This is a genomic window from Actinomyces succiniciruminis (assembly GCF_900002405.1).
In the GTDB taxonomy this organism is placed as follows: domain Bacteria; phylum Actinomycetota; class Actinomycetes; order Actinomycetales; family Actinomycetaceae; genus Actinomyces; species Actinomyces succiniciruminis.
The window spans coordinates 51,498-76,354 of sequence record NZ_LK995527.1; the positions used below are offsets into that span (position 1 = coordinate 51,498).

Sequence of the window (24,857 nt, forward strand, 5' to 3'; positions counted from 1 at the left end):
ACCGGAAGACCGGCACCGCCCCGTCCTGTGGAATTCCACCCGAGCCGGTGGGCCCGGGGCGCGCGCTTACGCCGAGTGCGGCGAGGCGGGCGCCTTGCGGGAGGTCAGCACCTGGTCGACGATGCCGTACTCCTTGGCGGCGGCGGCCGTCAGGATCGTGTCGCGCTCGAGGTCGGCGTGCACCTTCTCCACCGGCTGACCGGTGTGGGAGGCCAGGGTCTCCTCCAGCCAGGTGCGCATGCGGTCGATCTCGTTGGCGATGATCTCGATGTCACTGGCCTGGCCCTGCACGCCCTCCATGGCGGGCTGGTGGATGAGCACGCGGGCGTTCGGAAGCGCCAGGCGCTTGCCGGGCGATCCCGCCGCCAGCAGCACGGCGGCCGCGGATGCGGCCTGACCCAGGCAGACGGTCTGCAGCTGCGGCTTGATGTACTGCATGGTGTCGTAGATGGCCGTCAGCGCCGTGAAGGAACCGCCGGGGCTGTTGATGTACATGGTGATCAGGCCGTCGGGGTCCTGAGACTCCAGCACCAGCAGCTGAGCCATGATGTCGTCGGCGGAGGCGTCGTCGACCTGCACGCCCATGAAGACGATGCGGTCCTCGAACAGCTTGGCGTAGGGGTCCTGCCGCTTGAAGCCGTAAGCGGTGCGCTCCTCGAACTGGGGCAGCACGTAGCGGGCCTGCGGCAGCGACTGCGGGTTGATACCCGCGGCCTCGACCTGCCGGGCGACGGCGTCGAAGTAGGGGCGAGAGCTCGTCATGTCAGTTCTCTCCGTTCTGGTTGCCGATCTCGCGGCTGGAGCTCACGATGTGATCGACGAACCCGTAATCCAGGGCCTCCTGCGCGGAGAACCAGTGGTCGCGGTCGGAGTCGCGGATGATCTCCTCGACCGTGTGTCCGGTGTTCTCGGCGATGATCTCGGACAGCTCCTGCTTCATCTTGATGATCAGGTCGGCGTTGATGCGGATGTCCGTGGCCGACCCGCCCGCACCGCCGGAGGGCTGGTGCATGAGCACGCGGGTGTGCGGCGTGATGTAGCGCTTGCCGCGGGCACCGGAGGACAGCAGGAACTGTCCCATGGAGGCGGCCAGGCCGGTGGCGACGGTGACCACGTCGGGCTGGACGTACTGCATGGTGTCGTAGATCGCCATGCCGGCGGTCACGGAGCCGCCCGGGGAGTTGATGTAAAGGTAGATGTCCCGCTCGGGATCCTCGGCGGCCAGCAGCAGCATCTGCGCGCAGATCGCGTTGGCGTTGTCGTCGCGCACCTCGGAGCCGAGCCAGATGATGCGTTCCTTGAGCAGGCGGTTGTAGATGGAGTCGGTCAGGCCCAGGCCCGTCCCAGATCCGTCGGCGGCGGCCGGGGTCATGGCCGCCGGGGGCGTGTGGAGCTCGCTCACGTCAGTCCTTCCGTGTTCGGTGATGCCAACGCTAACCCGCCGGTCGCCCAGCCCATGCCCAGGAACGGGGGCTTTTCGCTCACGGCCCACACGATGGCGCAATCCGGCCGAGGTGTGCCGGAGCCCACCGGCTCACCGCCCCGCGACACGGGTAACCTCGACACAGGATTTGAAACGGCTCGAGCGGGAACAAATGCTGCGGTGTGCGCCGCACCCCGGTGCCCGCCCAGGGCCGTCTTCTAACGCCTTAACACCAGCACCCGTCGCGAGAGGAAGCCGACCATGCCCACCACGCCCGTATCCGAGTCCCTATTCCGCCTCGGCCTGAATGAGGCCCTGCCGGTCAGCGAGGAGGCCACCACCTCCCGCGTGGTGGTCAACAACGCCGTCCTGCGCACGGTCATCTTCACCTTCGACGCCGGGCAACTGCTCACCGAGCACGCCTCCCCCAAGGCGGTGGTCGTCACCCTGCTGGAGGGCGAGATGGATTTCACCGTCTCCGGGCGCACCGAGCGCATGCGTGCGGGCGACGTCATCTACCTCGCCCCGAACGACCGCCATGCCCTGACCGCCGTGACCCCGTGCCGCATGCAGCTGGTCATGGTGGACATGGACGGCCGCGAGCAGGTCTGAAACCAGTCGGTCGCTCGGCAGGCCGCATGAGAAACCCGCGGGGTCGACACCACAGTCGGTGTCGACCCCGCGGTCGCTCAGCTGCCAGCAGCACAGCACCGCCGAAGCGGCGTGCCTGCAGGGCTCCTACTTACTCGGCGTCGTCGGCGCTGTCCGCGGAGGCGGAGGACGCCGAGGAACCGGAGTCGGCCGCCTCGTCGGCGTCGGCCGGGGAGACGACGACCTCGTCCTCAGCGGCTTGGGCCGCGGCGGCGGCACCGGCCTCGGCGGCCGCCTCGGCGTCGAGCTCGTCGGAGCCGATGAACTCGGTCAGGTCCACGGCCTCGCCGTTGGAGTCCTTGACCGTCACGTGGCGCAGGGCCATGGCCAGGGACTTGTTGCGGGCGATCTCGAAGACGAAGGCCGGAATCTGGCCGGCCTGCTGCGCGCCCTGCATGAACTGGGCGGGCTCCATGCCGTACTGCTGGGCGGTCTGCATGAGGAACTCCAGCAGCTCGTCCTGGGTGACGGACACATCCAGGGACTCGGCCAGCACGTCCAGGAGGATCTGGTCGCGCACGCCGGAGGTGACGTCGTCGCGGATCTCGTCGGCGTGCGGGTCGCCCTCGGGCTTGCCCTCGGCCTGCAGGTGCTGCTTGATCTCGTCCTCGACCACGGACTCGGGCACGTCGAAGGAGACCGCGTCGCGCAGCTGCTCCAGCAGGGCGTCGCGGGCGGCGATCGCCTGGTCTCCGGTCTTGCGCTCGGCGGCCTGTGCGCGCAGGTCCTCGCGCAACTCCTCGACCGTGTCGAACTCGGAGGCCATCTGGGCGAACTCGTCGTCCACCTCGGGCAGCTCACGCTCCTTGATGGCGGTGGCGGTGACGGTGACCTCGGCCTCCTCGCCCGCGTGCTCGCCGCCGGCAAGCTTGGTGGTGAAGGTGGTGGATCCGTCGGCCTTGAGACCGACCAGGGCGTCGTCCAGGCCCTCGAGCATGTTGCCCTTGCCGATCTCGTAGGACACGCCGGACACGGAGTCGACCTCCTCGCCGTCGATGACGGCCTTGAGGTCGATGGTCACGAAGTCGCCGGTCTTAGCGGCGCGCTTGACGGACTTCAGCGAGCCGAAGCGGGCGCGCAGGTTGTCCAGCTCGGTGTCGACGTCGGCGTCGGTGATCTCGACGGCGTCCACGGTCACGTCGATGCCGCCCAGCTCGGGCAGCTCGAACTCGGGGCGCACGGTGACCTCGGCGGTGAAGGCGAGCTGGCCACCCTGCGGGCCGGTGACGTTAACCAGCTCGGTGACCTCGATGTCCGGCTGGCCCAGCGGCACGCGGCCGGAGTCGTTGAGGGCGTCGCGGTAGAAGTCGGGCAGCTTGTTGTTGACGGCCTCCTGGATGACGGAGGCGCGGCCGACGCGCTGGTCAATGACGCGCGGCGGGACGTGTCCGCGACGGAACCCGGGGATCTGAACCTGCGAGCCGATCTCCTTGTAGGCGGCGTCGAGGCTCGGCTCCAGCTCCTCGTAGGGGACCTCCACGGTCAGCTTGATACGCGCGGGGTCAAGGTTCTCGACGGTGCTCTTCACGGGGTTCTACTCCGAATGTGTAAATCGACTGGAAGGTGCGGGACCGGCAGGCCTCGCAGGCGCCCTGGTGTGGCGTCAATTCCGGGCCATCCTAGGGCACGGTCGCGGCCCGGTGACAAATGAGCCCGCCCATAGGCGGCGGGAACTGCTCACATTCCGCTCCCGGCCGACGCCGGCGGGCGCCCCGGGTGCGGCGATGCCGGCGCACGCCCCGAGGGGAGCGCCATCGCCTCCCCGAGCGGCCGGCGCCGCCATGCTGCCGCGCGAGCGGTCGGCGCCGCGCTGCCGGCCGCGCTCACGCCTCCAGGGCGATGGGCACGCTGCGCCCGCCTACCACCTTGGCGAGCACCTGCGCGGGCACGACCGCCGCCCGCCGCACCCCGGCCACGGTGCGGTGGTGGACGGCGCGAGCGTCGGCGTCGTCGGCCCCGGTGAAACGGATCGTGACGCGCGGCTGGCCGCGCACGACGTCGACCTGGAAGGCCTCCAACGTCGTCGAGGCGGTCACGGCGGCACGGGCCGCAGCCTCCACGTCCTGCGGACCGTGGCCGGGCAGCAGGTTGGTGACCGTGAGAATGGTGCGATATGAGGGCATGAGGTCAGCCTAGGGCGCGGGCCGCCGCCGTCGCACGCGCCCGCGTCAGGCCTTCACCCAGCCGCGGCGCAGGGCCAGGGCGTGTCCGGCGTAGCACAGGGCCACGAAGGGCACGGTCCAGTACAGGGCGGAGCGCTGACCGGGATCGAAGACGATCAGGATGCAGGAGGCGGCCGAGCCGATGAAGGCCGCCAGCGGCACCCACGGGTAGCCGGGGGTGCGGTAGCCGAGTTCGGCGGGACTGTGCCCGGCGTCGAGCCAGCGGCGGCGGAAGACGAACTGGCAGGCGGCGATCGCCATCCACACGATCACCACCGCCAGTCCGGAAATGGACACCAGCGCCAGGTAGACGGTGTCGGCGGCCACCACGGAGCTGAGCAGAGCCAGCAGTCCGCCCAACATGGACAGAGCCAGCGCCACCACGGGCACGCCCCGCATGGTGGTGTGGGCGACGATCTCCGGCACGGTCCCCTCGTTGGCCAGCGACCACAGCATGCGGGTGGAGGCGAACAGGCCGGAGTTGGCGGCCGAGAGGATCGCCGTCACAACCACGATGTTCATGAGGTCACCCGCGTGGGGCACGCCGATCATGTCCAGCACGGTGACGAACGGGGAGGCGCTCACACCGGCCTCCTGCCAGGGGATGAGCGCGGCCATGACCACGATCGAGCCGATGAAGAACACGGTCAGCCGTACCAGGGTGGTGCGGATGGCGCGCGGGATGTTGCGGCCGGGGTCGGCGGTCTCCCCCGCGGCCACACCGATCAACTCGGTGCCGGAGAAGGCGAAATTAACCGTAAGCATGACAGTCAGCACCGCCCCGAAGCCGTTGGGGAAGACGCCGTCGCGGATCAGGCCACCCAGGCCCGGCGCGGGCGAGCCGTCGACCATGGGGATCACCCCGACGATCGCCAGGGTGCCGAGCACGATGAAGGCGATGATGGCGAAGACCTTCACGCCCGCCAGCCAGGACTCCGCCTCGGCAAACACCCGCACCGAGAACACGTTGGAGGCGAAGACCACCACGATGAAGATGGCGGCCCACATCCACACCGGCGTGGTGGGGAACCAGTGGCGCATGATGGCGCCGGCGGCGGTGAACTCCGAGCCGAGCGCGATGGTCCAGGTCAGCCAGTACAGCACCGCCACCACGAACCCGGTGCCGGGGCCGATCAGCTCCTTGGCGTAGACGTGGAAGGCGCCGGTCCAGGGCATGGCCACGCTCAGCTCCCCCAGGCACAGCATCACCAGGTAGACGAGCAGCGCGCCGATGGCGTAGGCGAGCACAGTCCCCAGTGGGCCGGCCTGGCTGATGGTGTAGCCCGAGGAGAGGAACAGGCCGGTGCCGATGACTCCGCCGAAGGAGATCATGGTCAGGTGGCGCGAGCTCATCTTGCGCTGCAGGCGGTCGTGTTTGCTGGCGGCGTCGGGTGTGGTGGCCATGGCGTTCCTGGGGTGAGCGATTCCGGGACGTTCCCGGCTAGGGTAGGTGGGCCGCCGAATGTAGGCGGGCGAGGAGTCGACAGCAGGGTCGGGAGGCGACTCGGTTTGAGTGATGTGCTTACGAGGTTACTGGCACAGCGGGGGACGATCGTCCTCGACGGCGCAATGGCCACCGAATTGGAGAAGCGGGGCGTGGACACCTCCGGCCCGCTGTGGTCCGCGCTGGCCATGCGCGACGCGCCCGAGGCGATCCTGGACGTGCACCGCGCCTACTTCGCCGCCGGCGCGGACGTGGCCACGACCAACACCTATCAGGCGAATCTGGACGCCTACCGGCGCGCGGGCCTGAGTCAGGCCGAGGCCGAGGACATGGTGCGGCAGGCGGTGCGGCTGGCACGCCGGGCCCGCGACGAACATGCGGCGACCACCGGGCGCCACGGCCTGGTGGCGGGTTCGGTCGGGCCCTACGGCGCCTACCTGGCCGACGGCAGCGAGTACACCGGCGCCTACACGCGCACGGATGAGGAGTTCCGCGCCTTCCACCGCCCGCGGCTGCGGCTGTTGACCGAGGCGGGCGTGGACGTGCTGGCCCTGGAGACGATGCCGCAGGGACCGGAGATTCGCGCACTGTTGGGGCTGCTGCCCGAAGTAGCGCCGGAGCTGCCCGCGTGGCTGTCGCTGTCGGTGCGCGACGACGCCACGGCGCTGCGCGATGGGACGCTGCTCGACGACGTCGTCGCCTGGGCGGAGGCCTGCCCGCAGGTGCGCCTGCTGGGAGTCAACTGCACCCGGGTGGAGTCGGCGACGACGGCGCTGAGCCTGCTCGCCGACCTCACCAGCCTGCCGCTGGTCGTCTACCCGAACTCGGGTGAGGAGTATGACGCCGAGGCCAAGACCTGGTCCACGGGCGGCAGCACGACCGGCGGTGGTGTCGGCACTGGTACGGGCGGCGCCGACAGCGATGCCGACGATGTCGGCTCTGGCAGCAGCGCCGCTCCCGGCAGCGGCGGTACAGGACCCAGAGACGATCTCCTGGCCGGCGCACTGCCCGCCTGGGAGGCGCTGGGAGCCCGCGCCGTCGGCGGCTGCTGCCGCACCACGCCGGCGCAGATCCAGGCGCTGGCGGCCGCGGTGGGCGAGCCGGCGGCGTAGGAGCCAGGTAACGGCGGAGGATCGCGCCCCGAGCCTTCACCCTGTTGCGACACTTTGCGCCCTGCAACGACGTTTTGCGCCCTGGTGTGCGGCAAATACCCGTGCACCAGGGTGCAAAAGCTCGTACCAGGAGGCGAAAGTTCGCAGTAGACGCGAGGACACCTCGCGAGCAAGCTCATGAACCTTCTTATCGTCGGGGTATTCGACCTGACGGCCTTGTTACCCCTTCCTCCTCGGACACCCACGAGCTCGCTCGTGAGGTGTCCTCGTCGTCGGGGTATTCGGCCTTCGGCCTCTTACTCCCTCCTCTGCGAAGGTCTCATAAGCAAGCTCATGATCCTTCTTATCGTCGGGGTGGCGGGATTTGAACCCACGATCTCCTGCACCCAAAGCAGGCGCGCTACCAAGCTGCGCCACACCCCGTGTAAACGCCCGCGACCGCCACCGGAGTCCGGGGCGGCCGCGCGTTCACCGAGCGGGTGACGGGAATCGAACCCGCGCCATCTGCTTGGAAGGCAGAGGCTCTACCATTGAGCTACACCCGCATTGGACGGGCCTGGGCCCGCCGTATTGCCGGTTCGTCGCCGGCGATGCCGGGACGGCGGCGATATCAGTACTCGATGAGGCCGGTCCGGTAGGCCTTGGACAGCCGACCGGGCACCGCCACCTTGCGCCCCGCAACGGTGACCGTCTGCAGCTCGGGCAGCTTGGCCTTCCACTGCGAACGGCGATTGCGGGTGTTGCTGCGGGACATCTTCCGCTTCGGCACTGCCATGAGCCCGCTCCTCTCAAACTCGTAGGGCCGCCCGGTCACGGACAACCCGAAGGATAGTTGACCAGGGGTCACCCTAGCGGTTCGCCCGGATTCCGTTCCAGCCCGGGCGCCCCGCCGGACGTGTGAGATCAGTCCCGTCCCGCCCACAAGTACCGTCGCACCCACGCCGCCGCGCCGGAGCCGCTATACATGACGCCATGACCGCCGTGCCCGCCTCCAACGCCGACTACGCGACCGCCAACGCCGTGGTCACGCTGTCACGCGGCGAGCAGCCGGAGACCGACCTGGAGGTCAAGCGCTCCCACTTCCTGGGACGGGCCGCGCGCACCGACGACGAGGCCGCCGCCCGCGCCTTCATCGCCTCCGTCCGCTCCCGCTACCCCGATGCCCGCCACCACTGCAGCGCCTTCACCGTGTCGGTCCCCGGCGCCCAGCCCATCGAGCGCTCCAGTGACGACGGCGAGCCCTCGGGCACCGCCGGCGGCCCCATGCTGGACGTCCTGCGCGGCACGGGTCTGGTCAACACCACGGTTGTGGTCACCCGCTACTTCGGCGGGACTCTGCTGGGCACCGGCGGTCTGGCCCGTGCCTACTCGCAGGCGGCCGCCGACGCGCTGAACGCCGCCTCCCGGGTGCGCCTGGCCACTCGCCACCTGTGGCAGGTGCGGGTGCCCGTCGCCGACGCCGGCCGTCTGGAGGCCCAACTGCGCGGGCAGGGCGGCCCGCAGGACATCGGGGTGGAGGACACGCAGTGGCAGGCCACCCACGCCGTTCTCACCCTGTCCACGCCCACCGCCGACGCCGACGCGCTCGCCGAGCAGCTGGCCGCGCTGACCAGCGGAGCCGCCCATGCCGAGCCGGCCGGCAGCCGGGTGGTTGAGACTCCCCTACCCGCCGCCTGACCGGGGTCACGCAGCGACTCCAGCACCCGCCGCTGAGACGTCCTGTCCACAGCGTGACTCCTACCGGCTCCGTCCGCCCCTGTACTGGCTCTGTACTGGCAGGGCAGGCCGACGGGAGCGCGCTTTGATCAACGGGACCAACGGGTACGCGCTGTGTACACGGGCAGGCGCGATGAAGCGAAGTTCACCATGCGGATGATTTGACAACCGCGCCGGCGCAGGCACTACTGTGGCTGCAGCGGATCACGGCGCCCGCTCGGCGCCGGTGAAGCTCCGCAGGTATTGGCAGCACCGGGTAAGAGGAGGACCCCATGACGGTCGGTAACGTCATGTGCGCGATGTCCTTCTGCTGCTGCCAGTGTCGATAGAGCGCCTGGCCATGACACTGTGCGCGCGTAGCTGCGCGCATGCCCGGCGCTCGGGCGCGTGATGCGCCCCTCCCCACAAACGTTCAAATGCCCTCCAGGCCCTGGGTGTACCTGTATTCGCTATTCGCCCCTGCCGGAGCGGCGCCCCGCACTTTCAAGACTTAAGGAACAGCCATGTCATACGCCAACAACATCACGGAGCTGGTCGGCTCCACTCCCCTGGTCCGCATCAACCGCGTCACCGACGGCGCCCCCGCAACCGTCCTGGCCAAGGTTGAGGCCTTTGAGCCCGCCAGCAGCGTCAAGGACCGCATCGCCCTGGCGATCGTCCGGGCCGCCGAGGCCTCCGGCGATCTCAAGTCCGGCGGCACCATCATCGAGGCGACCTCCGGCAACACTGGCGTCGGCCTGGCCATGGTCGGCGCCGCGCTCGGCTACCGGGTGATCATCACCATGCCGGAGACCATGTCCAAGGAGCGTCGCGCCATCATGCGCGCCTTCGGCGCGGAGCTGGTGCTCACCACCGAGGGCGGTGTCGCCGGGGCCGTCAAGCGCGCCGAGGAGCTCCAGGCCGCCACCCCCAACTCGGTGCTCGCCTCTCAGTTCACCAACCCCGCCAACCCGCGCATTCACCGGGAGACCACCGCGCAGGAGATTCTGGCGGCCACCGACTCCAAGGTCGACGCCTTCGTGGCCGGCATCGGCACCGGTGGCACCCTGACCGGCGTGGGTCAGGTCCTGCGGGAGCAGATCCCGGGTGTGAAGATCTTCGGTGTGGAGCCCGCCGAGTCCCCGCTGCTGAGCGAGGGCAAGGCCGCGCCGCACAAGATTCAGGGCATCGGCCCCAACGTGGTCCCCGAGGTGCTCGACCAGTCCATCTGGGATGAGCTGCTGCACATAGAGTCCGACACCGCGCTGGACTACGCCCGCCGTGCCGCCGCCGAGGAGGGCCTGCTGGTGGGTATCTCCTCCGGTGCGGCCCTGGCCGCCGCCTCGCAGATCGCGCAGCGCCCGGAGTTCGAGGGCAAGACGATCGTCACCCTGCTGCCGGACACTGGCGAGCGCTACCTCTCGACCGCGCTGTACGCCGAGTACCTGAACTGACTCGGCCCGGTCGGCGCCACAGCGCCCGTGTGCGCACACGGCGCCCGCTTGTGGCCACATCCAACAGCGGATTCGGACACAGTCCGGCGTCGGTGGTGGTATCCCAGGAACAGGGATGCCGCCACCGGCGTTGTCCCGGCGGATCATCGCAGGTCAGGAGTCGTTCATGGCGCCGCCGGCGTTCTCCGCTCTGAAGTCCCTGTCTGTTGTCACACCTGTCATCAGGCCGTTGTCCAAGGAGCACCATGCAGAAGTCCAGCCGGTCGTTCATCGAGATCGCCAAGGAGGATCTGGCGACCGCACGACGCCGTGACCCCGCGGCACGCTCGAACCTCGAAGTGGCCCTGCTGTACCCGGGCGTGCACGCGCTGTGGGCACACCGCGCCGCCCACCGCCTGTGGCAGGGCGGCCATTACTTCGCGGCGCGTGCGCTGTCGCAGGCGGCCCGCGCCGCCACCGGAATCGAGATTCACCCGGCCGCCAAGATCGGTGAACGCTTCTTCATCGACCATGGCATGGGCGTGGTGATCGGAGAGACCGCTGAGGTCGGCAATGACGTGCTCATGTACCACGGCGTCACCCTGGGCGGGGTGTCCATGAACCCGGGCAAGCGGCACCCCACCATCGGCAACAACGTGCAGATCGGGGCGGGCGCCAAGGTGCTGGGGCCGGTGACCGTCGAGGACGGCGCGAAGATCGGCGCCAATGCCGTGCTGGTCAAGAACCTGCCCGCCGATCACGTCGGCGTGGGAGTGCCGGCGCGAGCCCGCGACCCGCGCACCGACCCCGAGCTGATGCTCGACCCGACCATCTACATCTGACCGCCGGACGACGGCCTGCCCGACGACGGCGGGGCGCCGGTCCGCTTTGATGCCGCCCCGCGGCCGGCTGGCTTATGCCCGTCGGTTGCGGGGCGGAGTCGTCAGTGTCGGTGAGGCTGGTGTCAGTGCTGGTAGACGATGCCGCGCTTGACCGCCTCGACGGCGTCGTCGCCCAGGAAGTGGCGCACGATCTCCAGGCCGAGCTCGATGGCGGTGCCCATGCCGCGGCTGGTGATCAGTTCGCCGTCGACGACGACCGCGGCCTCGCTGGTGCGGGCGCCGTGCTCCGCCAGAACCTTCATGAAGTTCGGGTTGGAGGTGGCGTCACGCCCCTGAAGCAGCCCCAGTTCGGCCAGGATCGACGGGGCGGCGCAGATGGCGGCCACGGGCCGGCCGGAGCGCATACGGGCGGTGACCTCGGCGATGACGGTCGGGTCGGCCTTGAGGTTGGGCGTGCCGGGGATGCCGCCGGGCAGGAACACCAGGTCGTAGTCCGCCAGGTTCACCTCCGCCAGCACTGCGTCGCAGGTGAGCACCACCTGGTGGGAGGAGGTGACGGTGAGCGAGTCGCCGACGGCCACCAGGTCGGCGCGGATGCCCGCGCGGAACAGCACATCGACCACCGCGAGCGCCTCCACCTCCTCCAGGCCCGCGGCGATCAGGACGGCGACCTTCTTGTCGGTGGCAAGCTTGCCGGGTGTGGGCATGGTTCCTCCTTGAGTGCGGTTCAGCGCGATGCGGCGGCGTCGGGTCGCGTCTTCAGCGTACGCGGACCAGCCGGGTCATGCCGCGGTCGATGATCGGGCGGGCGGAGGCGGGCACGTACACCGACAGCCCCGTCTCACTGACGGAGAACTCGGCGCTGCCGTCGCCGCCGATGGTGACCGCCCCGTGGCCGCCGATCGCGCAGATCCACCGCTCCCCCGCGTGGCGGGCGCCGACGTACAGGCGCTTGCTGGCGGCCACACCGGTGGACAGGACGACGGCGAGCCCGGAGCCGGGGTGGGCGTCGTCGCCCTCGCGGGCGAAGCCGACCAGGTCGGCGGCGTTGAAGACGTCGTGCTGCGGGCCATAGGCGAGGCTGCGGCGCAGCCGCATGAGCAGGGGCAGTTCGAGGCAGGCGGACAGATCACCGGTTTCGGGGGTGCCGAACAGGTCGCCCCAGAACACGCAGGGGGTGCCGGCCTCCCGCAGCAGGATCAGCGCGTAGGCGGCGGGCTTGAAGCCGGGTTCGACGAAGGACTGCAGGGACTGGCCGGGCTGGGTGTCGTGGTTCTCCACGAAGGTGATGGCGTGATCGGGGTCGGCCTCCACCAGGGTGCGTTCGAAGATCTTCGACAGGTCGAAGCGGTCCTTGAAGGAGGCGTGGTACAGCCGGTAGTGCAGCGGGGTGTCGAACATGCTCATGATCGGCTCCTCGCCCAGGTAAGCGCACAGCTCCTCGGCATCGCGGGACCAGAACTCGCCGACGGCGGGGACCTCCCGCCCGGTGGCCTCGCGCAGCGCGGGCAGCCAGCGGCGGTAGAACTCGCGACTCATGTGCTTGAGCGCATCCAGCCGCACGCCGTCGACACCGGTGGTCTCCAGGTACCAGCGGCCCCAGCTGATCAGTTCGTCGGATACGCGGGGGTTGTTGAGGTCGACGTCCGCACCCATGAGGTAGTCGAAGTTCCCCCGCTCATCGGTGACGTCCTCGTTCCACTCCTTGCCCTCGAACAGCCACACGCTGTTGCGGCGGGTGCGCTCGTCCCAGTCGGTGCCCAGGAAGCAGGTGTGGTCCCAAGTGAAGTCCGAGTAGGTGCCGTGGCGACCGGGGAAGGTGAAGCGGGTCCAGGTGGTGATGGTGGTCGGGTCGGCGATGGGCTTGCGGCGGTCGGCGCCGTCGACCTCGGTGGCGCGCACCTCCTCGGTGCCGTCGGCGCCCATCCGGTGGTTCAGGACGATGTCCGCCAGCACGGTCATGCCGGCGGCCCGCAGGGCGGCGACCGCGGCGACGTACTCGTCCTTGGTGCCGTACTTAGTGGGGATGGTGCCCTTCTGGTCGAACTCGCCCAGGTCGTAGGTGTCATAGACGCCATAACCGACGTCGTTGACGCCCTCCTGGCCCTTGTAGGCGGGCGGCAGCCAAATGGCGGTGACGCCGGAGTCGGCGATGAGAGAGGCATTGTCCGCGAGGAAGCGCCAGTGGCTGGAGTCGGCGGCCATGTCCCAGGCGAATCCCTGCAGCATGATCGGGTTCTCGCGCCCGCCGAAGCCGATGGTCGTGCTGTCACTCACAGGGGCAGCCTACCGGAGGGCTGTACCGGTCATCGTCGGCGCTACGCGCAATGGACTTCACTCAGAGCGCAGCGCCTCCACCGGGTCCTCCCGGGCCGCCTTACCCGCCGGGATCAGGCCGGCCAGCACCGTGAGCCCCACAGAGATGAGCACCAGGATGATGCCGGCGCGCACCGGCAGTTGGGCGATGGACTCCACCCCGAAGCGCCCGTATATGAAGGCGTTAAGCGGCAGGCTCACCAGCAGGGTGATGCCCACCCCCATGAGGCCGGCCATGAGCCCCTCAATGACGGTTTCGGCGTTGAACACGTGGCGGATGTCGGAGCGGGAGGCACCCACGGCGCGCAGGATGCCGATCTCCTTGCGGCGCTCCAGCACGGAGATGTAGGTGATGATGGCGATCATGATGGAGGAGACCACCAGGGAGATGGCCACGAAGGCGATCAGCATCCAGGAGATGATGTTGACGATCCGGGTCACCGAGCTCATCAGCACGCCGACCACGTCGGTGTAGGTGATGACCTTGTCATCATCGCCGGCGGCCGCCTGCGCGGCGTTGTAGTCCTCCAGGATCTGCTTGACCGCATCCTTGGACTCGAAGTCCTTGGGGTAGATGTCGATCTCGCTGGGGTTTTCCAGGTCCGCCCAGCCCAGCGCGGTCAGGTTGGTCTCGTAGGTGGCGGGCTCCGTGGTCACCAGCGTGCTGAGCAGCTGGCTGAGCTCCTCCGGGGTCATGTCCAACTGGAACGCCTGGGCGAAGGCGTCCGGGTCCACGCTGACGGCGTCGGCCAGGTTGGTGGCCAACTGTGTGGTGGCGGCCTCGATCTGGGCGGTGATCTGCGTCTGGATGGCGGTCATCATCTGGCTCATGGCGGTGGCCATGGCCTGCTGCACGGCGCTGGACAGGGCACTGGTGATGGAACTGGTGACGGCCCCGGCCACCTGGGAACCGATTTCCGCCACCAGCTGGTCGCGCACGGCGTCGGAGATGTCGGCGACGGCGGGGTCGGCTCCCAGGGCGGCGGTGAGGTTCTCGGTGAGCTTGGCCGAGTCGATGACGTCATCGGAGCCGAGGGTCTGCGCGATGGTGCGCTGCACGTCCTCCTGGGAGAGGTAGTCGGTCACGAGCGTGCCCAGGTCGGGGTCGTCGTCGGGGTCGTCGGGGTTCTCACCGGCTGCGTGTTCGCCGTAGTAGTCGGTGAATCCGGCGATCAGCCCGTTCATCATGGTGGCGACCTGCTCGTCCGCCCCCTCCTTGATGACGCCGTCGGACAGGGCCTGGGTAATCAGGGTCACGTAGTCGACGTCGGCGAGCTGGGGGAACTGCTGCTCCAGGTCGGTCAGGCTCAGTGACGACAGGTCCAGGGCCGACAGGTCCACGTCAGGCTGGGCATTGGCCAGACCGGACAGGTCCAGGCCGGAGAAGTCCATCTGAGTGGTGTCCAGGCCGGACAGGTCAATGCCCGACAGGTCCATGCCGGAGAGGTCCAGGGCACTGGAGTCGATCTGGAAGGCGGCCCGCAGCTGGGACTCGTCGATATCGAACAGGTTGGTGAAGTCGAATTCGGTGTCCCCGGTGGCGTCGGCCTCCTCGGCGAAGGTCTTGCCGGTGAACACGTCCACCTCCGGGTCGGCGAGCTGGGCCTTGACGATTTCGGAGTCGGCGGCCTGCTCCACCAGGTGCTCGGTCAGCGCGGGGGTGTAGTAGACCCCGGGGACGAGCGAAGCCTGGGTGCCTTCCGCGCGCGCAATCCCGACCACGGTCATCGTTTCGCCGTCGGCAACCAGATCGGACATGAAGGCGGCGTCGGTGGACTTGTCGGTCCACACCTGGTACTCGGCGTCGTAGGCGTAGTGCTCGTATGCGGGCACGAGGCTCAGGGTGCGACCGATGAGGTCGTTGTACGCGTAGGTGCGCTCCGCATCGGGGTCGGCGGAGTCGCCTGCCCCCGCGGTAGCGGTGGAAGTCGCGCCGGCGGTGGCGGTCGGCCCCGCTGTCGCGTCTGTTGCCGCGCTCGCGGTGGAGTCGGCGGCGGTATCCGCGGCCATTGCGCCGCCGGTCGTGGTGGCGCCGGGCAGGCTGCCCGCCATCCCCGACACGTAGGTCTGCACCAGCTGCTCCAGCTCATTGTGCTCGCGCAGGCCGAGCGCGTACTCGGTCAGGTCGCTCATGCGGCCGTCCTCGGGCAGGACGATGACCAGTTCGTTGTACGCGGTGGGCCAGCGGCCGGCGGCGACCTCGTACTGGTCGGCGTACAGGTCCGTGTCGGTGGCCAGCTGCTGGAAGGCGGTCATTTGCATGGTGGCCGTCATGGCTCCGAAGCTGGAGAAGGCCGTATCCGGGTTGACCTGGGTGGGCATCTGTCCGGCGGAGTCGGCGTCGACCGGCAGGTACAGCTGCGGGGTGACGTCGTAGAGGTACTCGATGGCGTTGGTGTAGGTGGAGACGTTGCCGCCGTCGGCGTCGAAGTAGGACTTGAGGGAGGCCAGGTCGTTGGTGTTGGCCGAACCGAGCATGTTGCTCAGGGCACGCCGCTCCCCCACCACGCCGTCGGGCAGGTCGTCCTGTGTGGTGGTCTCGGTGGCCTGGGCGATCAGGGAGGTGTAATCCATGCCCAGTCGCTCGATCTGCAGCGGGTAGGAAGAGAGGGTCTCCTCCTCGGTGCGGGCGATGTAGGCGTTCACCCCGTTGGCGAGCGCCAGGATCAGGGCAATACCGATGATGCCGATGGACCCCGCGAAGGAGGTCATCAGGGTGCGGCCCTTCTTGGTCATCAGGTTGCTGAAGGACAGCGACAGGGCGGTGAGCGGCCCCATGCGAGTGCGCCGCGGCGGCCTGGCCTCGCGGGCGTCGTCGGCCGCAGGCGTGTAGGGCGCGGTGTCTGAGGTGATGCGCCCGTCGGCGAGCTCGACGATGCGAGTGGCGTAGTCGTGGGCGAGCTCGGGATTGTGAGTGACCATGATGACCAGCCGGTCGGAGGCGACCTCGCGCAGCAGGTCCATCACCTGGATGGAGGTGGTTGAGTCCAGGGCGCCGGTGGGCTCGTCGGCCAGCAGGATCTCCGGGTCGTTGATCAGGGCGCGGGCGATGGCGACGCGCTGCATCTGACCGCCCGAGAGCTGGCTCGGTCGCTTGTGCACGTGCTCGGACAGCCCCACCTGATCCAGGGCCTCCAGGGCCCGACGGCGCCGCTCCCCGCGAGAGACGCCGGTCAGGGTCAGGGCTAGCTCCACGTTGGCCAGCACGCTCTGGTGCGGGATGAGGTTGTAGGACTGGAAGACGAAGCCGATGCGGTTGTTGCGGTAGGCGTCCCAGTCGCGACTGCGGTAGTCCTTGGTGGATACGCCGTCGATGACCAAATCCCCGGAGTCGAAGTGGTCCAGGCCGCCGATGATGTTGAGCATGGTGGTCTTGCCACTGCCGGACTGGCCGAGCACCGCGACGAACTCATTGTCCCGGAAGGACACGGTCACGCCGTCGAGGGCGGTCTGGTCGAGTGAGGCGGTGCGATAGGACTTGGTTATCTCGTGCAGCTCAAGCATGGGCACTCCGGAGCGGGGGTCGAGTCCCGAACCCTATGCCGTTTTCCTGAAAGAACCAACAAAGCCCGCCACCCCTCGCCGAGATCGGTAGAACTTACGTACCGAGATCGGTAGATATGACGTGCAGCCCCGGATTCAGCCCAGCCGCTCGCGCAGGGCCGCCAACGCGGCACCGAGGTCGGCGTCGATGAGGATGGAGCGGCCGGCGATCTCGCGGGGCGTGCCCGGCTCCAGTGACAGCGCCGCATAGGTGGCCTCGGGGTTGTCGTGCACTCGCCGCCAGAACGGGTACTTGATGATGCCGGGCGTGTTCATGCCCACCCCGAGCTCGAGGTGGAGCACGCGCCCGGCCTGATGGGCGTCTGCCCAGGAGACGTAGCGCTCGGCGGCGGCATACCAGCCGGCGTCCTGAACGAAGGTGTCGTCCGAGCGCAGGTTGGTGGTCAAGGGTTCACCGCAGCGCGGGCAGGTGGGCAGCAGGTGTGTGGGCACGCGCATCGGGGTGCCGACGGCGGCTCCGGCCCGCTCGGCGGCGTCCATGGCGACGACGGCGTCGTGGTTGTCATAGGTGTCCTGGCTGCAGGGCACGGAGCACTGGAACAGGCCGTAGTCGCCCTGGGTGTAGAACAGGCGGTCCTTGGGGAAGCCGGAGTTCTGAAAGCGGTGGTCGACGTTGGTGGTCAGCACGAAGAAGTCGCGCCCGTCCAGCAGGGCGTACAGGTCGCGGTAGACGGCGCCGGGCCCGGACTCGTAGCGCTGGAGGAGGATGTTGCGCGCCCAGAAGGCCCATTTCTCCTCCGGCGTGGGGAAGGGGTAGAAGCCGCCGGAGTAGGCGTCGGTGATGCCGCGGGCGGCGTGGAAGTCGGCGAAACGCGCCTCGAATGCGGGGCCGGCGTGCGCGTCGCCGTCGGCGACCGACAGCCCGGCGCCGGCACCGACTAGTACGGCGTCCGCGCCGGCCAGCGCCTCGGCGAGGCGGTCAATACGGGCCAGGTTGGCGGCGTCGAGCGGCGGAGTCGGCGGGGTGGTAGTCACCCGGGCGATTATGGCGATTCGAGGTATCTGGGGCAAGCGCACGGCCCACAGCCGTGCATCCCCCTGGCCCACACCGCCCGGCCCGCACCGGCCGGCGACCGCGGTCTCAGTCGTCCAGGATGCCCGCCCAGGCCAGGAAGTCCACGGTCCACCCCACCGCCATCTCGTAGTTCGCGTCCCCGAAGCCGTGGCCCGCGCCCGGGATGCGCTCCAGGCGGGCGTCGGGAAGGGTGCGGGCGGCCGCCTGCGAGACGGCGAGCGGCACGTCGGCGTCCGCATTGCCGTGCACCAGCAGCACCGGGGAGCGGTAGCCGCGCATGGCCGCCTCCACGTCCCGGTCCCACAGGTCGTGGGCGAAGTCGCGCCCGAGGATGATGTCGCGACCGTCGACCCGGGAGGTGAAGGTCTCCGGCACCGCGGCGAGTCTCCCGAAGCGGCGCCGCAGGGAGGCCGGGGCCGCGAGCGCCGGGTACCACAGAGCCAGCGCGGCGATCTGCGCCGGATGGTTGGCGGCCGCGAGCATCGCCACCAGCCCGCCCTGGCTGCGGCCGAACAGGGCGGTGCGGGCGGCGTCGATGAAGGGCCAGGTGCGGGCCGTGCCCAACACCGCCTCCAAGTCGGCGAGCTCGGTGGCGACGGTCATGGCGGTGGTGGGCCCCGCCGTCGGGGCCCCTCCCCCGCGGAAACTGGGGGCGATGGCGACGGCGCCCGCGGCGGCCAGGCGCTGGGCGACCGGCGCCACGCGCAGCCCGGACTCCCCCAGGCCGTGGCAGCACACCACCAGCGGGGCGCGCACCCGCCCGGCCGCGGCGGCGCGGGGCACGTATGCCAGGGCGTGCACGAGCCCGCCCGGGTCGGCGCCCGCGGCGGGCACACGTGCGGTCAGCTCGCGGGCGAGGTAGTCGTGCATGCGCGGAGGCGCTCCTTACGTGATCGGCTGCGGGTGGAGGCGAAGCTCCGGGCCCCGATCTCAGTCGTCGGGCTCGGGCATGACCAGCCAGGTGCCTACCAGCATCAGGCCGAGCGCCAGCAGGAAGGTCAGGCCCGGGGGCTGCCGGAACAGCGCCCACGCCAGGATCACGCCGACGAAGGGCGCCACCGAGTAGAAGGCGCTGGTGCGTGCCGCCCCGAGTCCGCGCTGCGCCATCACGTACAGGGTGATGGACAGTCCGTAGGCGAGGAATCCGAGCAGCAGGCATCCGCCGAGGGGGCCGGCCTGGGGCATCCGCTCGCCCGCCGCCAGTGCCACCGCCATGGCGCCGCAGCCGGAGCCGAAGCCCTTGACGATGACGATCTGTACGGGGTCCTTGTGCGCGATGCGGTTCGTGCAGTTGTTCTCCAGTCCCCAGCAGCTGGCCGCGGCGAGCACGAGCAGCGAGCCGACGGAGAAGGACAGTGCGCCGGCGTCGTCCACCGTGAGCAGCGCGCAGGCGGCGGTTATGACGACGATCCCGAGCGTCAGCCGGCGGCTGGGGCGCTCTTTGAACAGGACGAAGGCGATGACGGCGGTGGCGACGATCTCGAAGTTGTTCAGCAGGGAGACGTTGGCGGCCTCGGCCCGGTCCAGTCCGAACATGAGCAGCAGCGGGGCCGCAATATCGAGGACGACCATCGCCACCACGAAGGGCAGGTCCGCGCGTTCCAGCGGCGCCGCCCGTGGGGCCGTCGTGCCGATGCGGCTGCGCAGCAGGGCGATCAGGCTCATGCCGGCGCCGGCACCGAGGTACAGGAGGGCGGCGAGTACTCCGGGGGCGACGTCGTCCAGCAGCAGCTTGGACACGGGGGTGGACAGGGCGTACAGGAGGGCGGCGAGCAGCGCGTAGGCCACATAGCGGCCGCGCGCTGCGCCCCCAACGCCGGGTCGAGCGGGCGTGGCCGGTCGCTTCCGGCGCGCGACATCGGGGCCGCCCAATGCCTCGCGGTGGGACGGCGGGGCGGGGTGTTGTTCGCTCACGCGACCATAATGCCTTCCAGCCGCAGCAGGGCGGCCTTGCGTTCGGGCCCGCCGGCGTAGCCGGTGAGGGACCCGTTGGCGCCGAGCACGCGGTGGCACGGTACGAGGATGCTGATCGGGTTGCGGCCGACGGCGGAGCCGACGGCGCGGGCGGAGGTGGGGTGGCCGGTCGCGGCGGCGAGGTCGGCGGCGATGCGCCCGTAGGTGGTGGTCTGCCCGCGCGGGATGGCGCGCAGCCGGTCCCAGACGCGCCGTTGGAAGTCGGTTCCGCCGGGCGCCAGGGCGGGGGTCGGGCCGGGGTCATCGCCGGTGAAGTAGTGCTCCAGCCAGGCCCGGGCGGTCGCCAGTGCGGCGGGCTCGTCCGGGTCGCCCGCGGTCACGGGCCGGGCGTCGTCGGCGAGTCCGGCGCGGTCATGCTGCTGCCCGTCGAACCAGGCGCCGACGACGGCCCCGCCGGCGGGCAGTCCCTCCCCCGCGGCGGCGGCTAGTGTCATGGGCCCCAGCGGCGAGGGGCAGGTCTCCACATACTGCGTGGCGGAGGTCACCGGTAGGCCTCTGAGGAGGCGTTGGGGTCGTAGTTCGCCACCAGTACCAGGCCGGTCAGGGCGTAGGGGCCGCCGATGTAGGGCATGGCCTGCACCAGGGCGGCGGCGACCTTCTGCCGGGTGTTGCCGGCCTTGATCGCGCCGGCAACGTGGGGCGTCAGCTGGGTGGCGGCGCCGATGGCGGCGATGGCCACCAGGCTGACGATCTCGCGCTCGGCCACGCTCAGCACCCCGCGGGACTCGACCTCGCCGAAGCCGATGCCGGTCAACAGGTGCGGCACCTGCGTGTCGAAGGGCTCGGGCAGCTTGGCGAAGACGGCCTTGACCTCGTCCCCGTACAGCGGGATCTGGATGGCGGCGCCGGCCTCGTCCCGGTCGGCGTAGTCGACGGTGGCGGCGCTGGGCAGGGGCAGCTCGACGCCGCGCTCGGTGAGTACCTCGTTGAGCACGCCGATGGCGTTGAGGGTCTTGGGGTAGCCGATGTAGGGCTGGCACTGGTAGATGACCTCGCGCAGCTGCTCGGGGGTTGCGCCGACGTTGAGGGCGGCGGCCGCGTGCGCACGCAGCTGCGGCAGGGTCTGCATGGAGGCCAGGCAGGTCACGGTGATCAGCTCGCGCTCGACGTCGGTGAGGATGCCGACGGAGAAGACCTCGCCGAAGATGTGGTTCTGCAGGGTCTCCATGAGCTCGGGGTCGGTGGGGCTGGGCTCCGGCGCGGAGCCGAACAGGCGGGTGAAGGTCTCGATCGCCTCGGGTGTCAGTGCCATGGTGTCTCCTTGTGCTTGGTTGTTGGTGCTTGTGTTGGTGCTTGGTGCCGGCGGTTGTCGGGTTGCGCCTCTGGGGCTGGTTGCGGGCGGCCGGACCGCCCGAGTCGGTCGGTGACGTCGGTGGCGGGCGACTACGGCGTCGTCGGGCCCGGGCATGATCCTGCCACGGACGGGGCCCCGTCCGGCGCCGGTTCGCGGCGTCAGACGGGGCCCATTGGTGCCTGGTTGATCCGGGCCCGAGCATGCAGTGCGCGGAGGGACTCAGACCTCTGGGGCGGGGGCGACGTCGCCCAGCAGGTGGGCGATGCGCACCACCCGGGCGGCCTGCTTCTCGAGCTCGGCGCGGGTCAGCTTCACGGCCGCCGTCCCCTCGCCGCGCAGGGCCGCCAGGATGTCCTGCCGGTCGGCCTCGCAGCCGGGCATGAACAGCTCGTTGCCGGCCTTGATGGTGGCCGAGGCGGTGGCGCGCGGGTGCTTCAGATCCGTGCGGGCCATGGAGTCGACCACCCAGTCGGTCATGACCAGGCCCTCAAAGCCCCACTCCTCGCGCAGGATGGTCTCCAACAGGTCGGCGGACTCGGAGGTGTGCACGCCGTTGATCAGGTTGTAGGAGGTCATGAGCGCGTGGGGCTGGGCCTCACGGACGACGATCTCGAAGCTGCGCAGGTACAGGTCGCGAGCGGCCCGCTGGGAGACGTGACTGTTGGAGTTCAAGCGGTTCGTCTCCTGGTTGTTGAAGGCGAAGTGCTTGACGGTGACAGCCCGCCCCGGGTGCGCCTGGACGCCGCGGGTGATACCGGCGGCCATGCGCCCGGCCAGCAGCGGGTCCTCGGACATGTACTCGAAGTTGCGTCCACACAGGATGGTGCGGTGCAGGTTGAAGGCCGGGGCCAGCCACAGGTGGGCACCGAAGTGGTCCATCTCCGCCCCGACCAGGTCGCCGTAGGCGGCGGCCAGCTCGGGGTTCCAGGACTGGGCGATGGCGGTGCCGATCGGGATGGCGGTGGTGTACTGCTCGTAGGTGCGCTCCGGGGTGCGCGGCTCGGCGGCGTCGCCACCGAGCGCGGCGACGGAGTCGTCGTCCATGAGTTCGGCGAACAGGCCGCCCAGCGCCTCGCCGAGCGGGAAGGCCCCATCGGCGTCCACGCCCACCTGCGGGGACAGGCGCAGGCCCGCGGGGCCGTCGGGCATGACCAGCGAGGGCAGCCCCTCGAAGCGGGTGGTGGTCTGGCCGGCGGCGCCGACGAGTGCCTGCGAGGCCTGGCCGATGATCGACTGCTTGTCAGCGGTGTCCGTGTACTGGCCCAGGACGATGTAGGACAGTTCGTCGTCGGAAAGGGTCTTCACGTAGTCGAGGGCCTCGGTCAGGTCCACGGGGGGCTGAGCGTCCTCGCGGCGCAGGTCGGCGGCGGCCACGGTCAGCCGTGGGAGGTCGGCCGGTACCTCGACGGCGACCGGTGCGGCCGGCTTGAAGTCGGTGAAGCCGGGGTCCCCCAGGGCGTTGTGGAGCTGGCGGACGATGGCGGTCTCCGGCAGTTCGACGACGGCGGCGGGCACCGTGTTGCGGCTGGAGGCGCCCACGCGCACCACGTAGTCGCCGGCCTCCAGGACGGTGGCGGACTTGGCGGCGTCGAAGGAGGCGACGTCGGTCAGGTCGAAGGTGACGGCTACCTCCTCGGCGGCGCCGGCGGCGAGCTCGCCGGTCTTGGCGAAGGCGGCCAGGGCTTGGTAGGGCTGGTCGAGGTCGCCGGCGGGCACGGAGACGTAGACCTGGACGACCTCCTTGCCCGGGCGGGCGCCGGTGTTGGTGACGGTGGTCTTGACGGTGACCTCGGAGCCGGCGGCGCTGACCACGGGCGCGCCGATGGTGAAGGTCGTGTAGCTCAGGCCGTAGCCGAAGGGGAAGATGGGGGCGGTGCCAACGGAGTCGAAGTAGCGGTAGCCGACGTATACGCCCTCGCGGTAGTGGGTGTCGTCCGGGTCGCCGAAGTCGCCCTCGGTGGAGTAGTCCTCCCAGGCGGCCCAGGTGGTGGAGAGCTTGCCGGAGGGGTAGCTCTTGCCGAGCAGGACGTCGGCGAAGGCGTCACCGATCGCGGCACCCAGCTGGGACAGCAGCAGGATGTTCTTCACGTCCTTGACCGGGCTCAGGTCGACGACGCCGCCGACGTTGAGCACCAGCAGGAACTTCTCGAACTTCGCAGCGAGCGCGGTGATGTCGCGGATCTCGGAGTCGGTTAGCTTGACGTCGCCGGCCTCGGGGTGGCGGTCATTGCCCTCGCCGGAGTCGCGGGCGACGACGTAGACGGCGGCCTCGCCGTCGCCGTCGAGTGGCAGGTCGAAGGCAGGCGCGGGCTCGACGGCGCCCATGCCGAAGAACACGGCCGGCTGGCCCGCAGCCTTGGCCTGCGCCTTGAGGTCGGCGACGAAGGCCTTGTGGTTCTCCTCGGCGACACCGTCGTAGGCGTCGAGCCAGGACTTGGTGGTGACGGTGAAGCCGGCGTTCTCAAGGCCTTCCTCAATGGTGACCACGTGGCGGGAGTTGACGTCACCGCTGCCGGTGCCGCCCTTGATGGTGCGCCGCGCCCCGGCCCCGTACAGGGCGATGCGGCCGGGCGCGACGAGGGGGAAGGATCCGTCGGCCTTAAGGAGGACCATCGACTCGGGCGCTCCCGCGCGCACCGTTGCCAGGTGGTCGATCTCGTACTGGTTCATGTTCTGCTCCACTGTGAGCTCCTTCTGTCAGGCCAGGTTGTACGTGCACTCACCGGAGAGCACCCGCTGATCACAATCCTACCGCTCGGTCCATTGTTTGTGAAGAGCCCAGCGGCGGGCAATCCGGTTCTTCGCGTTCGAGGAGCCGCCGCGCCCGGATTCGCCCGAACCACGCGCCTGCCGCGCAGAGTCAACCACTGGTTGAGTCGCGGCGCCCCGGCGCCTCAACTCACGGATTCGGCGATCAACGTATGCGTGCTACCGTCCGGCGCACCGCTGCGGACATGATCGGTCACGCACCGTCGATCCCGGCAGACTGCGGGACCTTCGGTGAGTCAGGGACATCCTGAGGGACGCCCCGACAGACAACCGATCAAGAACTATGGAGACACCGATGAAGAACTCTGTCGGACGCAACATCGCCAGGCTGCGGCTGTCACGCGGCATGACCCAGGAGCAGCTCGCCCAACGGATGGGAGTCACCCCGCAGGCGGTCAGCAAGTGGGAGAACGACCTCAACTACCCGGATGTGGCGACGCTGCCCGCTCTGGCGGCACTGCTCGGTACCAGCGTCGACGCGCTGTTGACGGTGCCGGACAGCGACGCCGCAACCGCCGACCGTCCCACGCCGTCACCGGCCTCCCCTTCATCGGCGCCGTCGCCCCTCTCCGCCCCTTCGGCGCCGTCCCCCGTGGCGCCTGCCTCCACCAACTTCGAACTGATTCGTCCCGAGCCCGCGCCGGAGCAGCCGCGTGCCCGACGCGCGGCCGGACGCAGCCTCCACATCGAGGTTCGGGGGCCGCAGGACAATGCCGACCTGGCCTTCCCCATGCAGGCGGTCTCCGCGCTCACCGGCCTCATCGCGACGCTTCCGCAGGTGCGCAGCGCCGTCGGCGCCCGCGGCATCGACCTCGACGCAATGCTGACGACCTCGTTTAATGCCCTCGACTCCACCGGCCCCGCCACCCTCATCGACGTCACCGACGACGAGGATCACGTACGCATCTGGGTCGACTAGCCCGATACCCTGAACCTATCTTCAGCCCCTGATTCGTCGGCGCCATTGGATGGGTTCAAAAATGTCCAAAACCGGCATAAACGAGCCCGCCCCACCGAGAGAGCCACTGGAATCATGCGGTTGCGGAGCCGACTCGGACCGCCGAATCCGGCGTTCGTGCCGGTTTTGGACATTCTGCGGCCTCGTCGGCCAAGCGACCGGTGTTATGTCTCAGGACATCGGTGACAGTTCTGCCTCAGGACAT

The 24,857-nt window shown here is 69.7% G+C and carries 21 protein-coding genes and 2 tRNA genes; 6 read left to right on the forward strand and 17 right to left on the reverse strand.

Translation table 11 applies throughout. From position 1 onward, the window contains the following. Positions 1-66 precede the first annotated feature (66 nt). A complete protein-coding gene (locus BN1056_RS10935) occupies positions 67-762 on the reverse strand; it encodes an ATP-dependent Clp protease proteolytic subunit (RefSeq protein WP_108966449.1) in 696 nt (231 codons plus the stop codon). Position 763: 1 nt separating this feature from the next. After that, complete coding sequence (locus tag BN1056_RS10940; RefSeq protein WP_210581208.1) at positions 764-1,372, reverse strand: ClpP family protease; 609 nt, start codon at positions 1,370-1,372, stop codon at positions 764-766. A gap of 312 nt (positions 1,373-1,684) precedes the next feature. Here BN1056_RS10940 and BN1056_RS10945 point away from each other — a divergent pair, with 312 nt between their 5' ends. Then, positions 1,685-2,035, forward strand: a complete 351-nt coding sequence (locus tag BN1056_RS10945; protein WP_210581171.1) for a cupin domain-containing protein — start codon at positions 1,685-1,687, stop codon at positions 2,033-2,035. A gap of 130 nt (positions 2,036-2,165) precedes the next feature. Here the strand turns inward: BN1056_RS10945 and tig are convergent, their stop codons facing one another. The 3 genes from tig to BN1056_RS10960 all read right to left on the reverse strand — a co-directional run bounded on the left by tig (position 2,166) and on the right by BN1056_RS10960 (position 5,589). Further along, the gene (gene tig / locus BN1056_RS10950) at positions 2,166-3,602 is read right to left on the reverse strand and encodes a trigger factor (RefSeq protein WP_210581173.1); all 1,437 of its coding nucleotides are present in this window, start codon (positions 3,600-3,602) and stop codon (positions 2,166-2,168) included. Between the two features lie 295 nt (positions 3,603-3,897). Then, positions 3,898-4,197 carry an FMN-dependent dehydrogenase gene (locus BN1056_RS10955; protein WP_073327308.1) on the reverse strand — a complete coding sequence of 100 codons (300 nt, stop codon included), beginning with the start codon at positions 4,195-4,197 and terminating at the stop codon, positions 3,898-3,900. A 45-nt stretch (positions 4,198-4,242) separates the two neighbouring features. Continuing rightward, a complete protein-coding gene (locus BN1056_RS10960) occupies positions 4,243-5,589 on the reverse strand; it encodes an amino acid permease (protein ID WP_210581210.1) in 1,347 nt (448 codons plus the stop codon). Positions 5,590-5,754: 165 nt separating this feature from the next. On the opposite strand from BN1056_RS10960, the gene mmuM reads away from it, so the two are divergent. Continuing rightward, entirely contained in the window at positions 5,755-6,792 is a 1,038-nt protein-coding gene (gene mmuM, locus BN1056_RS10965) for a homocysteine S-methyltransferase (RefSeq protein WP_244671672.1), read from the forward strand. A gap of 349 nt (positions 6,793-7,141) precedes the next feature. Here mmuM and BN1056_RS10970 read toward each other — a convergent pair. The 3 genes from BN1056_RS10970 to rpmF form a co-directional block, all read right to left on the reverse strand. After that, a tRNA-Pro gene (locus BN1056_RS10970) sits at positions 7,142-7,215 on the reverse strand. A gap of 51 nt (positions 7,216-7,266) precedes the next feature. Further along, positions 7,267-7,337: transfer RNA gene (locus BN1056_RS10975), tRNA-Gly, on the reverse strand. A 65-nt stretch (positions 7,338-7,402) separates the two neighbouring features. Beyond that, a complete protein-coding gene (gene rpmF / locus BN1056_RS10980) occupies positions 7,403-7,567 on the reverse strand; it encodes a 50S ribosomal protein L32 (protein ID WP_073327314.1) in 165 nt (54 codons plus the stop codon). 197 nt (positions 7,568-7,764) lie between these two features. On the opposite strand from rpmF, the gene BN1056_RS10985 reads away from it, so the two are divergent. The 3 genes from BN1056_RS10985 to cysE all read left to right on the forward strand — a co-directional run bounded on the left by BN1056_RS10985 (position 7,765) and on the right by cysE (position 10,762). Then, positions 7,765-8,469, forward strand: coding sequence for an IMPACT family protein (locus BN1056_RS10985; protein ID WP_210581177.1), 705 nt, complete (start codon positions 7,765-7,767; stop codon positions 8,467-8,469). A 542-nt stretch (positions 8,470-9,011) separates the two neighbouring features. Next, a complete protein-coding gene (cysK, locus tag BN1056_RS10990) occupies positions 9,012-9,941 on the forward strand; it encodes a cysteine synthase A (RefSeq protein ID WP_210581180.1) in 930 nt (309 codons plus the stop codon). 245 nt (positions 9,942-10,186) lie between these two features. Beyond that, a complete protein-coding gene (gene cysE, locus BN1056_RS10995; RefSeq protein WP_210581182.1) occupies positions 10,187-10,762 on the forward strand; it encodes a serine O-acetyltransferase in 576 nt (191 codons plus the stop codon). A gap of 122 nt (positions 10,763-10,884) precedes the next feature. Here cysE and BN1056_RS11000 read toward each other — a convergent pair whose 3' ends face one another. The 9 genes from BN1056_RS11000 to BN1056_RS11040 form a co-directional block, all read right to left on the reverse strand. After that, a complete protein-coding gene (locus BN1056_RS11000; protein WP_210581184.1) occupies positions 10,885-11,469 on the reverse strand; it encodes a DJ-1 family glyoxalase III in 585 nt (194 codons plus the stop codon). Positions 11,470-11,521: 52 nt separating this feature from the next. After that, the gene (locus BN1056_RS11005) at positions 11,522-12,991 is read right to left on the reverse strand and encodes an alpha-amylase (RefSeq protein ID WP_073327815.1); all 1,470 of its coding nucleotides are present in this window, start codon (positions 12,989-12,991) and stop codon (positions 11,522-11,524) included. Positions 12,992-13,096: 105 nt separating this feature from the next. Beyond that, positions 13,097-16,582: an ABC transporter ATP-binding protein/permease gene (locus BN1056_RS11010; protein WP_210581186.1), complete on the reverse strand. Its 3,486-nt coding sequence runs from the start codon at positions 16,580-16,582 to the stop codon at positions 13,097-13,099. A 135-nt stretch (positions 16,583-16,717) separates the two neighbouring features. Continuing rightward, entirely contained in the window at positions 16,718-17,617 is a 900-nt protein-coding gene (locus tag BN1056_RS11015; protein WP_244671669.1) for an SIR2 family NAD-dependent protein deacylase, read from the reverse strand. 106 nt (positions 17,618-17,723) lie between these two features. After that, entirely contained in the window at positions 17,724-18,527 is an 804-nt protein-coding gene (locus tag BN1056_RS11020; RefSeq protein ID WP_210581189.1) for an alpha/beta hydrolase family protein, read from the reverse strand. Between the two features lie 60 nt (positions 18,528-18,587). Beyond that, positions 18,588-19,571, reverse strand: a complete 984-nt coding sequence (locus BN1056_RS11025; protein ID WP_210581190.1) for a DMT family transporter — start codon at positions 19,569-19,571, stop codon at positions 18,588-18,590. Beyond that, positions 19,568-20,116 carry a methylated-DNA--[protein]-cysteine S-methyltransferase gene (locus BN1056_RS11030; RefSeq protein WP_244671670.1) on the reverse strand — a complete coding sequence of 183 codons (549 nt, stop codon included), beginning with the start codon at positions 20,114-20,116 and terminating at the stop codon, positions 19,568-19,570. Before BN1056_RS11030 ends, BN1056_RS11025 begins: the two co-directional genes overlap by 4 nt. Next, positions 20,113-20,883, reverse strand: coding sequence for a carboxymuconolactone decarboxylase family protein (locus BN1056_RS11035; RefSeq protein WP_136194335.1), 771 nt, complete (start codon positions 20,881-20,883; stop codon positions 20,113-20,115). Before BN1056_RS11035 ends, BN1056_RS11030 begins: the two co-directional genes overlap by 4 nt. A 261-nt stretch (positions 20,884-21,144) precedes the next feature. Continuing rightward, complete coding sequence (locus BN1056_RS11040) at positions 21,145-23,595, reverse strand: glycoside hydrolase family 3 protein (protein WP_210581216.1); 2,451 nt, start codon at positions 23,593-23,595, stop codon at positions 21,145-21,147. Between the two features lie 394 nt (positions 23,596-23,989). Here BN1056_RS11040 and BN1056_RS11045 point away from each other — a divergent pair, with 394 nt between their 5' ends. Beyond that, a complete protein-coding gene (locus BN1056_RS11045) occupies positions 23,990-24,613 on the forward strand; it encodes a helix-turn-helix domain-containing protein (protein ID WP_210581193.1) in 624 nt (207 codons plus the stop codon). Positions 24,614-24,857 lie beyond the last annotated feature (244 nt).